The sequence below is a fragment of the Sporobacter termitidis DSM 10068 genome (assembly GCF_900130065.1).
Classification (GTDB): Bacteria; Bacillota; Clostridia; order Oscillospirales; family Oscillospiraceae; genus Sporobacter; species Sporobacter termitidis.
This window is the reverse complement of sequence record NZ_FQXV01000007.1, coordinates 144,408-158,843: the sequence shown is the minus strand read 5'-3', so window position 1 is coordinate 158,843 and position 14,436 is coordinate 144,408. Positions and strand designations below refer to the sequence as shown.

17 protein-coding genes are annotated in these 14,436 nt (G+C 49.9%); 12 read left to right on the top strand and 5 right to left on the bottom strand.

The window, feature by feature from the left end:
• Positions 1 to 48: 48 nt before the first annotated feature.
• Positions 49 to 333 carry a hypothetical protein gene (locus BUB60_RS11230; RefSeq protein WP_073078956.1) on the bottom strand — a complete coding sequence of 95 codons (285 nt, stop codon included), beginning with the start codon at positions 331 to 333 and terminating at the stop codon, positions 49 to 51.
• 142 nt (positions 334 to 475) lie between these two features.
• Positions 476 to 655 (bottom strand): ribbon-helix-helix domain-containing protein, encoded by a 180-nt coding sequence (locus tag BUB60_RS11225; protein WP_073078954.1) that lies wholly within the window; start codon positions 653 to 655, stop codon positions 476 to 478.
• Between the two features lie 155 nt (positions 656 to 810).
• Between BUB60_RS11225 and BUB60_RS11220 the strand changes: the two genes are divergently transcribed.
• The gene (locus BUB60_RS11220) at positions 811 to 1,425 is read left to right on the top strand and encodes a sugar O-acetyltransferase (RefSeq protein ID WP_084726422.1); all 615 of its coding nucleotides are present in this window, start codon (positions 811 to 813) and stop codon (positions 1,423 to 1,425) included.
• Positions 1,426 to 1,522: 97 nt separating this feature from the next.
• Here BUB60_RS11220 and BUB60_RS20405 read toward each other — a convergent pair whose 3' ends face one another.
• Both BUB60_RS20405 and BUB60_RS11210 read right to left on the bottom strand, forming a co-directional pair.
• Positions 1,523 to 1,666, bottom strand: coding sequence for an OadG family protein (locus BUB60_RS20405; RefSeq protein WP_143162328.1), 144 nt, complete (start codon positions 1,664 to 1,666; stop codon positions 1,523 to 1,525).
• Between the two features lie 12 nt (positions 1,667 to 1,678).
• Positions 1,679 to 2,893: a sodium ion-translocating decarboxylase subunit beta gene (locus BUB60_RS11210; RefSeq protein WP_073078950.1), complete on the bottom strand. Its 1,215-nt coding sequence runs from the start codon at positions 2,891 to 2,893 to the stop codon at positions 1,679 to 1,681.
• A gap of 315 nt (positions 2,894 to 3,208) precedes the next feature.
• Here BUB60_RS11210 and BUB60_RS11205 point away from each other — a divergent pair, with 315 nt between their 5' ends.
• The 3 genes from BUB60_RS11205 to BUB60_RS11195 all read left to right on the top strand — a co-directional run bounded on the left by BUB60_RS11205 (position 3,209) and on the right by BUB60_RS11195 (position 6,242).
• Positions 3,209 to 4,510, top strand: coding sequence for a TRAP transporter large permease (locus BUB60_RS11205; protein ID WP_073078948.1), 1,302 nt, complete (start codon positions 3,209 to 3,211; stop codon positions 4,508 to 4,510).
• Between the two features lie 85 nt (positions 4,511 to 4,595).
• Positions 4,596 to 5,675, top strand: a complete 1,080-nt coding sequence (gene dctP, locus BUB60_RS11200; RefSeq protein WP_073078946.1) for a TRAP transporter substrate-binding protein DctP — start codon at positions 4,596 to 4,598, stop codon at positions 5,673 to 5,675.
• 54 nt (positions 5,676 to 5,729) lie between these two features.
• Positions 5,730 to 6,242 carry a TRAP transporter small permease gene (locus BUB60_RS11195; RefSeq protein WP_073078944.1) on the top strand — a complete coding sequence of 171 codons (513 nt, stop codon included), beginning with the start codon at positions 5,730 to 5,732 and terminating at the stop codon, positions 6,240 to 6,242.
• Between the two features lie 108 nt (positions 6,243 to 6,350).
• On the opposite strand, the gene BUB60_RS11190 is transcribed toward BUB60_RS11195, so the two are convergent.
• Positions 6,351 to 6,635 carry a hypothetical protein gene (locus BUB60_RS11190; RefSeq protein WP_073078942.1) on the bottom strand — a complete coding sequence of 95 codons (285 nt, stop codon included), beginning with the start codon at positions 6,633 to 6,635 and terminating at the stop codon, positions 6,351 to 6,353.
• 500 nt (positions 6,636 to 7,135) lie between these two features.
• On the opposite strand from BUB60_RS11190, the gene BUB60_RS11180 reads away from it, so the two are divergent.
• From BUB60_RS11180 to BUB60_RS20640, 8 genes are all read left to right on the top strand, one after another.
• On the top strand, positions 7,136 to 7,834 hold the full coding sequence (locus tag BUB60_RS11180) for a response regulator transcription factor (RefSeq protein WP_073078940.1): 699 nt from the start codon (positions 7,136 to 7,138) through the stop codon (positions 7,832 to 7,834).
• Complete coding sequence (locus BUB60_RS11175; protein ID WP_073078938.1) at positions 7,831 to 8,868, top strand: sensor histidine kinase; 1,038 nt, start codon at positions 7,831 to 7,833, stop codon at positions 8,866 to 8,868. The genes BUB60_RS11180 and BUB60_RS11175 overlap by 4 nt, the downstream gene beginning before the upstream one ends.
• Positions 8,869 to 8,952: 84 nt before the next feature.
• On the top strand, positions 8,953 to 9,636 hold the full coding sequence (locus tag BUB60_RS11170; RefSeq protein WP_073079136.1) for an ABC transporter ATP-binding protein: 684 nt from the start codon (positions 8,953 to 8,955) through the stop codon (positions 9,634 to 9,636).
• A complete protein-coding gene (locus BUB60_RS11165; protein ID WP_073078935.1) occupies positions 9,633 to 11,945 on the top strand; it encodes an ABC transporter permease in 2,313 nt (770 codons plus the stop codon). The genes BUB60_RS11170 and BUB60_RS11165 overlap by 4 nt, the downstream gene beginning before the upstream one ends.
• 314 nt (positions 11,946 to 12,259) lie before the next feature.
• Complete coding sequence (locus BUB60_RS11160; protein WP_242941186.1) at positions 12,260 to 12,640, top strand: DUF6870 family protein; 381 nt, start codon at positions 12,260 to 12,262, stop codon at positions 12,638 to 12,640.
• 132 nt (positions 12,641 to 12,772) lie between these two features.
• Positions 12,773 to 13,114 (top strand): recombinase family protein, encoded by a 342-nt coding sequence (locus tag BUB60_RS20650; RefSeq protein WP_278277502.1) that lies wholly within the window; start codon positions 12,773 to 12,775, stop codon positions 13,112 to 13,114.
• Positions 12,997 to 14,181, top strand: coding sequence for a recombinase family protein (locus tag BUB60_RS20645; RefSeq protein ID WP_278277498.1), 1,185 nt, complete (start codon positions 12,997 to 12,999; stop codon positions 14,179 to 14,181). Before BUB60_RS20650 ends, BUB60_RS20645 begins: the two co-directional genes overlap by 118 nt.
• Entirely contained in the window at positions 14,121 to 14,429 is a 309-nt protein-coding gene (locus BUB60_RS20640) for a DUF4368 domain-containing protein (RefSeq protein WP_242941185.1), read from the top strand. Before BUB60_RS20645 ends, BUB60_RS20640 begins: the two co-directional genes overlap by 61 nt.
• The last annotated feature ends 7 nt before the right edge of the window (positions 14,430 to 14,436 follow it).

The window sequence follows — 14,436 nt, the reverse complement described above, 5'->3', positions numbered from 1 at the left end:
CCAGACGGAAAATCGTCGTTTTCGCTTTATAAAACCAATGGCATTTGATTACTGACTTGCGCCCTGGTCGATGAGTATTTCGAGAAATGAGGACAGCAGATTGCCTTTCGTTATCAGCTCATAACGGGGCCCCGCCCCGTCCCGGTCAATGCGCAGCGCCTGCAAAACCGCCATCCGGCAATGCTTCTCCGGCTGAATCTTTACCGCGTAGTCCACGCCGTTGACGCTCAGGCGCACAGTGCAGCCCGCGTCCAAGGGCTCCGCGTGGGCGTTTCGCGCCAGATAATCGTGAAGCCGCTCATAATGCTGCTGTTTTAACTGCCGTATAATCATAAAACGCATCCTTTCATTGACGTCATCCGACATTGCTTGAAAGGCCCCGCGGCGCATGGTATAATATTTACGCTGCATTTGCCTTCGGGCATCTGTCGGGTGGGGAAGTGGCGTGATCTTTGATGGGAGCGCGCCGCTTCCTTTATTTTTTGTTGAGGTCGTCATGTATCTTATGAATCCCTTGTCTTACTACCTCGGCCTTCGATGCGTCCATCTTCTCGCTGCATTCTTCCAGCTTTTTTGACGTATCTTTATCAAGACGGATTTTTAAAACAATCTCCTTGGGATTATCGGTTGGACGACCTAATTTTTTCTCGCCCATTGTTCACCTCCTTTATGTGGGCCGGTAACTAGAATATATATTAAAGACCCACAAAAGTCAATACTATTTGCATATAAATTACAGAACAGGGGATAGCCAATAACGGCTTCCCCTGTATATCGGAATCTAAGATCAATTGTAAAGAAGGTTCGATTATGACGGAAAAAGAAAAAATGCTTGCGGGTAAATTGTATATCGCGCGGGACGAGGCGCTGATGCGGGATAATAAGAACGCAAGGCGCCTCACACGCCTGTTTAACCAGACCGGCGAGGATGAGGCTGATCAGCGCGTTGCTTATTTGAAAGAGCTGTTCGGCGCAACCGGCGAAAATATCTGGATCGAGCCGGCCTTTCATTGCGACTATGGCCGCCATATTTATGTGGGAGAAAATTTCTATGCCAATTACGACTGCATCATCATTGACGTGTGCCCCGTGACCATCGGCGATAATGTTTTCTTCGGCCCCCGTGTCGGCGTTTATACCGCCGCGCACCCTATTGACGCGGAGGTCCGGGCAACCGGCCTCGAATACGGCAAGCCTGTTGCCATCGGCAACGACGTGTGGGTCGGCGGAAATACGGTGATCAATCCCGGCGTCACCATCGGCAGCAATGTGGTGATCGGCTCCGGCGCCATTGTGACAAAGGATATCCCAAGCGGCGTCATCGCGGCCGGAAATCCCTGCAAAACGCTGCGCTCCATCACGGACGAGGACCGCCGATACTGGCACATGCAGCGGGAAGAATACATGAAGGATGCTGGGAAATAGGGCGCCGGACATATCATTATGGATTTATTAGGTGAACTAAAAGAACAAAATAGGGCATATGCATCTGAATGTGCGGATGTTATGCGACGGCCCGATTTCAGCTGTCTTCCGTTTCTGTTTCGCTTTCCGGCTTAAAGAGCCGTCTCGTAATGAGAATCACGGCATACAGGAGGATTAATGAGACAAACACGCCTCCAAGTCCATAGCCCATCAGCTCCAGGGCAATCTTTATGCTCTCCATGCTTAAACCTCCTTAATGGCCCAGCAGCATGGGCACGAGAGTCAGGATCAGGCTTCCGGCGACAACGGAGCCCAGCTGGCCGGATACATTGGCGCTGACCGCCTGCATCAGGATAAAATGGCCGGGGTTTTCATTTTTGTACATCTTCTGCACGAGCCGGGCCGACATCGGAAATGCGGAAATACCGGCAGCGCCGATCATGGGGTTGATCTTCTTCTTGGAAAACACATTCAAAAGCTTGGCGAAGAGCACCCCGCCGGCCGTATCGAATACGAAGGCGACAAGCCCCAGGGCGAGGATGGCGATCGTGACAGGCTGCAGGAACGCGGAATACTCCATCGTCGCGCCGATGGTGATGCCCAGGAGCAGCGTGACGATGTTGGCCAGCTCGTTCTGCGCCGCTTTGTTGAGACGCTCAAGAACGCCGCATTCCTTGATCAGGTTGCCGAACATCAAAAGCCCGATCAGCGGCGCGCTGGGGGGCGCAATAAGCGCGACAACCACCGTGACGGCGATCGGGAAAATAATCATCGCCGTTTTTGAAATCTTTTTTTCACTGTATTCCATCTCGATGCAGCGTTCTTTTTTTGTGGTCAGCGCCTTGATGACGGGAGGCTGGATGATCGGCACCAGCGCCATGTAGGAATACGCCGCCACAGAGATGGGCCCCAGGAGCTGCGGCGCGAATTTGCCCGCCACGACAATGGAGGTAGGCCCGTCCGCCGTGCCGATGATCCCGATCGCGGCGGCCGCTTTGATGAGTATCTCCAGAGGCGTCGCGTCCTTGAAGGCCTCCTGACTGAGCCCCAGCTGGATAATGTTGTCCTTCAGGGCCGGAAAAAGAGCCGTCAGCCCCAGCACGGCGATAATGGTGGCAAAGATGCCGAACTGCGCCGCCGCCCCGAAGAAGACCATCTTGGGCGTCGAGAAGAGCGGCCGGAAGTCCGTCATCGCGCCGATGCCGATGAAAATAAGTACCGGGAAAAGCTCCGTCAGTATTCCGGCGTTATAGAGGAGCCGCAGGACACCCGCGCCGTCCTCTCCCCCCCAGACCGCGTTGAGGGGCAGATTCGCCAAAATTGCGCCGAAGCCGATGGGCAGCAGGAGCATCGGCTCGTAATCCTTGGCGATGGCGAGATAAATAAGAGCGCCCCCTATGGCATACATAAGAAGAAATTGCCAGTGGAATTCGAATACGCCGGAAAAAAGCGACTGCAATGTCTCCATAACCCCTCCATATACACACTATAATGCCAATAATTATATCATAAGGTCACCGTCAGCGGCAAGGCCGGCCGTTATTGGGGGCTCTATGCCTGTAAAAGCTGCCGCCTTACCGGTCGGGTCGATGATAGTTTTAATATATGTTTTGATTTTTGTAGATTCCGCCATATTTTAATTCGTTATTGCCGTATTCGATTTATTTATTGCCGCAATGTATGAAATTTATTGACATATATGTAAATTGTTTGTAATATCGTATTATGTGGGATTTTTTGGTTATCCCTGCGTGATTTTAACTCGAAAGGTTGGAAGAAGCTCATGGATCCAATTATAATCAGCATTATAGGAATTGTGATTTTTCTGGGGCTGCTTGCATTGGGCCAGCATATCGGGCTTTCGCTCATGGTGGCGGGGTTCGTCGGGATGCTATTATTGCGAGGCTTTGACCCGGCGTTGTCGGAGCTTAAGACCATCTCATGGAATACGGTTTCATCGTTCACGCTCGCGGTCATCCCCCTGTTCATGCTGATGGGGAATTTCGCGATGTACTCCGGCATCACCGCCGAGCTGTTTGACACCTGCTACAAATGGCTCGGGCGCTTCCGCGGCGGGCTTGGCTTTGTCGCGATCGGCACGTCCTCGCTGTTTCACTGCTTCTGCGGGTCGGCCACAGCGACAACAGCGACCATCGGCACCGTCTGCTTCCCTGAGATGACGCGCTACAGGTATAAACCGGTGGTATCCGCCGGCATCATCGCGTCAAGCTCCGCGTTTGGCCTGCTCATTCCGCCCAGCATCGGCTTCATCGTCTATTGTACGATGGCGGGCGTTTCCGTCGGCAAAATGTTTGCGGCGGGCATCATCCCCGCGATCATTGTCATCGGGCTCTCTTTCGTGACCGTTGTGATCATGGCCAAGCGCGACCCGGAAGCCATGCCACAGGGCGAAAAATTCACGTTCAGGGAAAAAGTCAGGTCGCTCAAAGGCATTCTCGGATTCGCGGTTTTGTTCATCCTCGTGCTGGGCGGCATTTTCAGCGGCTTTTTCAGCCCGAGCGAGGGCGGCGCGATTGGCGCGTTCGGATCCTTCATCATCATGGCCATCCGCAGGAAAGCGAGCTTTGCAAACATTTGGCGCTCCCTCAAGGATTCCATCAAGACGACCGTCATGATTTTCATTATCATGATCGGCGCGAATATCTTCGGCACGTTTCTGGCTATGACGCAGATGCCCGCGGTGCTTGCGGAATCGCTCTCGACCATGGGGACCTCGCCGTACGTCGTGCTCTGGATCGTCGTGGCGGTTTATCTGGTGCTCGGCATGTGCATCGATACGCTGCCGCTCATCACGATCCTGACGCCGATCTTCTGGCCGCTCGTGCTGGCGATGAACTGGAATCCGCTGTGGTTCGGCGTGATCATGGTCATGTGCATGCTCATCGGGCTCATCTCGCCGCCGGACGGCATTCCGTGCTACATAATGAGCGGCATCGCGAAAGTGCCGCTGATGTCCGTCTTCAAGGCGTCTTTCCCGTTCCTCATCATGCTCGCCGCCGCGACGATCCTCTTTATCTACGTAGAGCCGATCTCCACATGGCTGCCGTCGATCCTGAACACATGACGGAAAAGGCGACATCAAACCGGCGCGGCCGGGCTTCGTTTGGTGATATCAGAAGCAAAGTCCATAATAAAAGGGGGAAACGAACATGAAGAAAAAATTGGTCGCAGCATTGGCACTTGTCATGACATTCATCATGGTTCTCAGCTCCTGCGGCGTCAAGGCTCCCGCCAACACCAGCGGCAGCAGCGGCGCCCCTGCGTCCCAGGAAGGCTTTGCCGAGAAACCGGAAGTGACACTCATGCTCACGCAGCATGATCCGGACAACAGCCTGCCGGGGCAATACTGCCACGCCTGGGCGGACATGGTCTTTGAGAAAAGCAAGGGCCGCATCAAGGTCATTGTCAACAACGGCGGATCGATTGCCAAGCCGACGGAGTCGCTGGATAAGGTAAAGGACGGCGGGGTCGACATCGCCTGGGGCCTGCAATCCTTCTATTCCGGGCAGTTCCCGATGACGGACGGCCTCTCTCTGCCGTATCTGCCCTATACGAGCGCGGCCCAGGCCAGCGACGTCATGATGGACGTCTGGATGAATACCGAGCTCCTGCAGAGCGACTCGGGCTACAGCGGCACCAAGGTCATCCTGATTCGTTCCAACTGCGACGCGCCGATCACCACGGCGAAGAAGCAGCTTGAAACGACGGCCGACTTCAAGGGCATGACCATCCGCGCCTCGGTTGCGCCGCTTGTGAACTGGCTGGGCGAGTTCGGCGCGACCGGCAAGGCCTGCCCGATCAACGAGCTGTTTCAAAACCTGCAAAACGGCGCGTTTGACGGCGCCGTGACCGACTGGCACGGCATTGAATCCTTCCGGCTCTACGACAACTGCGCAAAATATTTCGCAGATGAGCAGGTGCAGTACAACACGTACTATTTCCTGATGAACCAGGCCAAGTACGACAGCCTCTCCGCCGAAAACAAGGCGGTCATTGACGCGTGCAGCGGCCAGGCGGCGCTGGAGCTGATGAAGGATGCGTGGGACGACATGAAGGCCACCACGACGAAGTCGATCGAGGAGGCGGGCGGCACAGTCTACAAGCTTTCCGACGCCGAGCATCAAAAGCTCGTCGACGCGGCCGACAAGGTCACAAAGCAGTGGATTGCCGAAAAAGGCGACGCTGGCCAGAAGCTTTACGACAAAATCATTGAGCTGACCAAGCAATAACCTGTATGGAACTATGCCTGGGCATACTATACGCGGCACGAGGAGGTAAACGCTTTGAAAAAGGCATTGAAAATTGTTGATTCAATCAACCTGAAGGTGTGCTACATCGCGATGGCGGCGCTCTTTGTCCTGATGTGTATGATCACGGTTGACACCATCATGCGCAAAACGCCCCTGGGCGGCATTCCGGACAGTCAGGACCTCACGGAGCTTTTCCTGATTCTCATCGTCTTTTGCGGCCTGGCATTTCTTGAGTCGGACAGAGGGCATATCCGTGTGGATATGTTCGTCAATATGTTTCCGAGGCTGCTCAAGAAAATCACGGAGGTCGTCATGTATTTGCTCTCCGCGGGAATCCTGATGCTGCTCTTCTACGCGATGCTCGGCAACATCGGCTCCACGTACAGCTCCGGCGCGGCGACGCAGATCCTGCGCATCCCGCACTGGCCGTTTGTGGCCGTCGTCACGGTGGCGCTCTTCCTGTACGCATTCACGGTGCTGCTCCACGGCATCGAGCTCATCACGCAGAAGGACGACGAGAAGAAAACAGAGAAGCCGGCAGTTTGACCGTCCGGCCGGCTGGACGATATGAGCCCTTCTGAAAGAAAACGCACAAACAAGAACAGACTGAGATATCGTCAGTCTGTTCTTGTCGTTATGGCCATTCGGGGCTTTTCACCGACTCGCGCCCTGGTAGATGAGCAATTCGAGAAATGAGGACAGCAGAGCGCCTTTCGTTATCAGCTCAAAATGCGGGCCCGTCTCGCCCCGGCCGATTCTGAGCACCTGCAAAACCGCCATCTTACAATGCTTCTCCGGCTGCAGCTTTACGGCGTACTCCACGCCGTTGACTGTCATATCCACGGTGCAGCTTGCATCCAAGGGCCCGGCATGGGCTGTCTTCGTCAGAGAGTGCTGCAGGCACTCATACTGATCTTGTTTTAACTGCCGTATAATCATGACACGCTTCCTTTCGTTGACGTTATCCGACATTGCTTGAAAGGTTTTACAGCGCATGCTATAATATTTACGCTGCATTTGCCTTAGGGCATCTGTCGGTGGGGAAGTGGCGTAAGCTTTGTGGGTGAGCGCCGCTTCCTTTATTTTTTGAGGCTTTTGTGAACAAGATCAATTCCTTGGCGAACCACATCTGATTTTGTAACGTTCAGTGTTTCAGCGGATTCATTGAGCTTTTTGATAGTCTCGTCATCAAGACGAGCACGGAACATGGTTGTCTTGGGATTGTCTGTTGGTCTCCCATAGACAATATGTTATCAAGGTGGTGCTACATGGAATATTTGACAGTCAAAGAAGCTGGGGAAAATGGGGTATTACTGCCCGTATGGTGAATTATTATTGTTCTGACGGACGCATCCCCTGAGCGGTCAAAAAGGGAAACTTGTGGCTTGTTCCGGCCAAAGCGGTAAAGCCTATTAATGGACGTACAAAGGAGGCAAAAAGTGAGTAAGATTTTATTACTGGAGGATGATTTAAGTCTGATTGACGGTCTTTCCTATTCGCTGAAAAAACAGGGCTATGAAACAGATATTGCCCGGACGGTGAAAGAAGCTGATACCCTTTGGAGTGGCGGCAAATATGACCTGTTGATTTTGGATGTTTCCTTGCCCGACGGTTCGGGATTTGATGTATGTAGAAAAGTACGTCAGGTGTCAAAAGTACCTATCATTTTTCTAACCGCGTCGGACGAGGAAGTGAGCATGATTATGGGGCTTGATATTGGCGGCGACGATTACATCACCAAGCCGTTCAAGCTCGGCGTACTCGTTTCAAGGATTAACGCGCTGCTCCGGCGCACAAAGGATTTTAGCGCGTCTGATGCAATCACTTCAAATGGGATTACGATATTTCTATTACAGGGGCAGGCGCACAAGGAAAATACCGCGCTTGATTTAACGGCGGCAGAATACAAAATGCTTTGCCTGTTCATGCAAAATCCCGGGATTATCCTAACCAAAGAAAAGATACTGGATAAGTTATGGGACACGGGCGGCAATTATGTTGATGATAATACGCTGGCGGTGTATATCCGCAGATTACGGACAAAGATTGAAGCCGCCCCCGGCAATCCGCAAATGCTGGTGACGGTCAGGGGCATGGGCTATAAGTGGAACGTCACAGGCGGAGGCGGTGGAGCATGAGCGTTTTTACAAACCGGGATATAAAAAGACTTTTCATAATGCTGTCTTGCGTGTTTGGCGCATTTATTATTTTATCGCAGTTGTATATCCTGCTGGCCGATGGTTCGCCCACTGTTGTGTTGTTTGTATTGTCGCTGCTTCTGGCCGCAGGTGTTTTTGGCAGCTGTTATCTGTACTTTCGCAGGCAGCAACAAATGCTTGATGATGCCATATCGCAAATTAACCTTTTCGTTTTGGGCGACACAAACGCCAGAATTGAAAGCGGCAGCGAGGGCAGTTTGTATAAGCTGTTCCATGAAGTCAATACACTGGCAACCACACTAAACGCCCATGCGGTACGGGAGCAGAATACAAAAGACTTTTTGAGAAATACCATATCTGATATTTCCCACCAGCTTAAAACGCCTCTTGCCGCGCTTGCAATATATAATTCTCTTTTGCAGGATGAATGTGAGGACAAAACGGCTGTATGTGGGTTCGCCCTGAAATCAGAAAAAGAAATTGAGCGAATAGAAACGCTTGTCCAAAATCTCTTAAAAATTACGAAGCTCGACGCTGGCTCTATCTTCATGGATAAGCATATTGAAAACATTTCCGACATGATGAACGACCTGAAAGCTCATTTTGAAATACGCGCCGAACAGGAAAACAAAGAAATTATTTTATTAGGCCGGGACGATGAAATGCTGCTTTGTGATAGGGACTGGCTGATTGAAGCGGTAAGCAACATAGTAAAAAATGCTCTCGACCACACAGACGCGAATAGTGATATTCATATTGAATGGAGTAGACTACCGTCCGTTACGCAAATCATCATAAAGGATAACGGCAGCGGCGTACACCCGGAAGATATACACCACATTTTCAAACGATTTTACCGCAGCCGCTTTTCAAAGGACACACAAGGTGTTGGTCTTGGTTTGCCGCTTGCTAAAGCCATTGTGGAAGCTCACGACGGCAGCATAGCGGTTGACAGTGTTCTGGGTAACGGAAGCACGTTTGTTTTGAGTTTTTTGAACCTTACTAAATTGTAAGCGGAAATTCATCTGAGAGTAAGGAGCCGATGATATGATAATGCCAAAACAATGGTCAAGTTGTTTTGGAAAGGTTGTGATATTTTGAACTTATTAGAAGTAAACGCATTAGGCAAAACTTACGGGAGTGGCGAAGCGGCGGTAAAAGCCTTAAAAGATGTTTCTTTTTCCGTTCCCAAAGGTCAATTTGTGGCTGTTGTCGGTGAGTCCGGCTCCGGCAAAAGTACGCTTTTGAATATGATAGGCGCATTGGATACGCCTACGTCCGGCAATGTTCTGATAGACGGCAACGATGTATTTCGCATGAAAGACGAAAAGCTAACCATTTTTCGGCGCAGGAATATTGGATTTATTTTTCAGGCGTTCAATCTTATTCCAGAGCTTAATGTGGAGCAAAACATAACATTTCCCGTATTGCTCGATTACAAAAAGCCGGATAAGGCGTACGTCGAAGAAATATTGACGGTACTTTCCTTACAGGACAGGCGGGGGCATTTACCACGGCAGCTATCCGGCGGGCAGCAGCAGCGCGTGGCGATAGGCCGCGCTCTGATTACCCGTCCCATGCTTATACTTGCAGACGAACCGACCGGCAACTTGGACAGCCAGAATAGCAGCGAGGTTATTTCGCTACTTAAAACAGCGTCCAAACGGTACAGCCAGACAATCATAATGATTACGCATAACCGCAGTATCGCGTCCACGGCTGACCGTGTATTGCAAGTGTCGGACGGTATACTCACCGATTTAGGGGGGTATAGCGAGTGAAAAGCTATCTTGGCCTTGTTTCGGAATACGCAAAGGTACACAAAAAGAAAAATCGCCTGACCGTAACTTGCATTGCCCTATCTGTTATGTTAGTGGCAGCAATTTTCGGTATGGCTGATATGAGCGTAAAAGCTCAAATTAACGAGCAAATCAGGAAAAACGGGAATTATCATGTTATGCTGAATGGAATATCAGAAAGCACCGCGCAGCAAGTCAGCAGCAGGAATGATATACAGGTATCGGGGTGGATTGCACAGACCGAAAGCGTGTCTATTCAAGGGAAAACTTTTATGATTATGGGCGGTGATAGGGATATTGCCGCACAGATGAACCTTACTGTAAACGAGGGGCAATTTCCCGCTTCCGCAAGCGAAGTTCTTATAGATAATCAGGCACAGACGCAATTTGGGCTTTCAGTCGGTGACACGATAGATATTGCTTGGAGCGACGGGCAAACATACCAATATGTCATTTCCGGCATATTCAGCGATTTTGCCAGCTTAAAAGGCACAGATACGCATGGTCTGTTTTTCGGGGTGGAAGGTATAAAGGGATTGCCCTCTGCCGAGTACAGCGAGTTTTATGTTTTGCAGTTCAAAAATGGCGTGAATATCCGCAATGCCATTTCTGATATAAAAATGGATTTCGCCTTGAACGATACACAGGTTATTGAAAACACCTTGTTACTCGGTGTAATGGGACAGAGCGACAACAGTTCTATGATGCAGATGTATCTAATGGCGGGTATTCTCTTTATCCTTGTTTTGATGGCTGGCACGTTTATGATTGCAAGCAGCTTTAATATGAGTGTGTTGGAACGGACACAATTTTTTGGTCTGCTCCGCTGTCTTGGTGCAACGAAAAAGCAGATAAAAAGATATATTCGGCTTGAGGGATTGCGCTATTGTCTTATCGGTATTCCCGTAGGGCTTTTAGCCGGGTGTGTTGTGATGTGGGCGGTGGCTCTGTTCTTAAAGTCTTTAGATTCCAGCGTGTTTCCTGATATGCCGCCATTTCAAATTAGCTGGCTTGGATTGCTTGCGGGTGGGATAGTCGGCTTTTTGACCGTTATGCTTGCTTCACGCTCACCCGCGAAAAAAGCGGCGAAAGTTTCCCCACAAGCCGCAGTAACCGGGAACATCAATGATACAAATAATCAAAAGATTAGCAAGGCTTCAAATACAGAATGGTTTCATGTTGATACAGCAATGGGAATTAGCCACGCCTTTTCAAACAAGAAAAATGTCGTGCTTATGACAGGCTCGTTTGCCACAAGCATTATCCTGTTCCTATGCTTTACAGTGCTGATTTCCTTTATAAATCATGCCTTAAAGCCGTTACGGCCTTACGCGCCGGATATTTCTATCATGGGTACGGATAATTCGGTTCTGATTGACCATTCACTTTTTGAGGAAGTTGAAACACTGCCCGGTATCAGAAATATTTATGGTCGTATGTTTAGCTATGATATTCCAGCAGAAAACGAACAGGCCAGCAGTACAGTAACGCTAATATCCTATGAAGAAAAACAATTTGAATGGTCGAAAGAGCAGTTAATAGACGGGAATATTGCAGACGCGGAAAATGGCAACGGCGTATTGGTCGTATATTCGGACGCGCTAAAATGGGGCGTTGGTGACAGGATAAGCCTATATTTGCCCGACGGTGTACGCGAAGTGACAATAGCCGGTATTCTTTCCAACTCCCCGTTTGATACAAAAGAGGGTATGCTAAACGTCATTTGCTCCGAGCAGACGTTTACGTCTCTGACGGGCATATCGGACTATACCATCATTGACATACAGGTTGACGAAGATATTTCGGAACAGGTGCGAAGTCTGATAACACCACAAATGCGGTTGCTTGACAAGCAGCAGGACAACCGCGATATACGCACGGCGTACAACTCCATGTCGGTATTCGTTTACGGCTTTCTTGTTGTAATCGCTTTAGTCGCTTTAATCAATATTATCAACACGGTAAACGCGAGTGTTTCCAGTCGCATGAGCAATTATGGCGTTATGCGGGCGGTGGGTATGTCCGGCAAGCAGCTTAAAAGAATGGTTACAGCCGAAGCCGCCGCCTATGCAATAAGCGGTAGTATTGTTGGTTGCTTGCTTGGAATAGTTTTGCATAGACTGTTGTTCCAACTTATTATCGCTTCCCTTTGGGGTGAAACATGGCAACCGCCATTTTCAGTATTGGCTATTACCGTTTTCGCGGCAATTCTCACTACGTTTGTCGCGGTTATCTCACCGACAAAGAAAATTGAGGAAATGAGCATTGTAAACGTGGTAAACGCAGGGTGAGTAATCATTCACATTTTCGGCTCGTTCTCAATGCAGGTCACATCTGGACATTTTGTCCAGATGTGACCTAAATGATAAAAATGGTGAACATGAAATCCGACTTTGAAAGGAGGGCGGATATATATATATTCCTGTGGGAGCGCCGCGCCGATGATTGCTGTCTTATTGAATTGTCCAGTAACAGGCCGAAACAGAACAGGCGCGGCGTTTCTCGCCATTAAAATTATCATAGTAGTAGAGTGGAGCTTCCTTATCGTTTATAATGAGACACGATAGTCGAGATAACCCCAAGCTGTTGTAGGCTGTTTGAGGGTATGCCAGCAATTTACTACATAAAAAATAATATAACTCTATCACATTACACTTTGCTGGTTATCTCGACTATCAACATAATAATCCGTACTCAAATACGATTGGAGGTAATTGTTCTGCTAACGTCTGAGCAAATTAAAGAGCTTTATGAGGTCGATATTACCACTGTGGATAAATACGCTTTGCCTGATGTCAGTCAGCATCAGTTTGACTACAGCTTGTCTCAGCAGGAACGGATGGAGGAAATGATCAGAGTAACGGGCGGAAACCCATTTTGTTATAGGTATGGAGATATGCTGATAAAGCTTGAGTTCGATGATACTAAACCGCCTTTGCAGGAAGTGTTTACTAATTTTCTAATACGAATGAAAAGTGGATTATAGCATCCTGCAACTTCTGGACAAGCAGTCCAGAACTCAGGGCAAGATCAAAGGCCAGCACTTTTGCAGTGCTGGCCTTTGGCGTTCCCCTGCGGACATGCGGGAACCTACAAGGATCAAACCGCCGCCCTGCTGGTGCGTATCTCCCGTGACGATGGCGAAGAGGGGGACAGCAACAGCATCCAGACTCAAAAGAAGCTGCTTACTAAAGTTGCCAAAGAAAAAGGATATACCGAGCTATTGGTATTTTCCGATGACGGCGTAACGGGCACAACCATGAAGCGCCCTGGCTTTCAGGCCATGATACAGGAAATTGAGCGGGCAACATCGGGGCCGTGTTCGTCAAGGATTTATCCCGCTTGGGACGCAATTACCGGGAAGCCGGCTATTACATGGAAGAATTTTTCCCGGATCACGATGTACGCCTTGTTGCCGTTTCCGATGGCGTTGACACCGCCGAGGGCGAGGACGAATTAGCCCCGTTCCGAAACATCATGAACGAGTGGTACGCCAAGGACATTTCAAAAAAGCGTCGGATCAGCAACAAGGTTAAAGGCGGCTCCGGGGAGCCGCTGTCCATGCCGCCTTATGGCTACATGAAAGACCCGGACGATCCCAAACGTTGGATTGTGGACGAGGATGCCGCTACCACAGTGCGCCGGATATTCCAAATGACGCTGGAGGGACAGGGTATTGGTCAAATCGCTACAATACTTGATAAGGACGGCATACTCACGCCGATGAATTATTGGCAAAGCAAGGGGCTAAACCGGGGCGGGAAAAAGAACAGGGAAAAACCCACCCATTGGAAAAACTCTACTATTTACAAAATCCTCACCTTACAAGAATACTGTGGCGATGTGATCAACTTCAAAACTTACTCGAAATCCTACAAAAACAAGCGACGCTATGTCAACGAGGACGAAAACCGGGCCATATTTTGGGGCGTACACCAAGCCATTATTGATCGGGGCTCATGGGAAAAGGTTCAACAGATGTGCGGCACTCGTAAAACCAAGCCCAAAAAAGCGTCGGAGCGCAGCATCTTCTCCGGGATGCTCAAATGCGCTGACTGCGGCGGCAATCTCGGTTTCCATTTCAATCAGGGCAACCACGACATCAAGTATTTCAACTGCCAGAATTACAACAACAAGCGCGGTTACTGTAACGCTACCCACTATATCCGCTTGGACTTTCTGGAACAGGTTGTCGTGCAGGAGATAAACCGCCTGACCGAGTTTGCCAGCCGCTATGAGGATGACTTCATGCGGGCCATGATCGGCCATTCCATGCAGGCGGCTGAAACTGACCGGGCGCATAAAAAGCGGGAGCTTGATAAGCTGACGGCGCGGGACAAAGAACTTGATACCCTGTTTAACGGATTTATGAGGATAATCTGGCCGGGAAACTCAGCGATGAACGGTTTGCTAAAATGTCAAAAAACTATGAGCAGGAACAGGGCGAAATCGGCAAGCGGATCAAGGTGCTGCGCTCAGAGCTCAAAAAGGAAAGCAGCCAGCTTTACACCGCCGATATGTTTTTAGAAATTGTCCGGCGTTATACCAACGCCACGGAATTGACGCAGCACATGGTAACGGAGCTCATAGACCATATTGACGTTTATCACGCCGAGCGCGTCGACGGCGAGATCACGCAGCAGGTTGTGCCGCATTATCATTGTATCGGGGCTTTTGAAGTGCCTGATTGGAAAGACATACCGGAGATTGATATTCTCATAGAAACGCGAAAAGGTGTAGCGTTAAGCTACACCAATGAGAAAATCGCCGTGTAAAAAACGA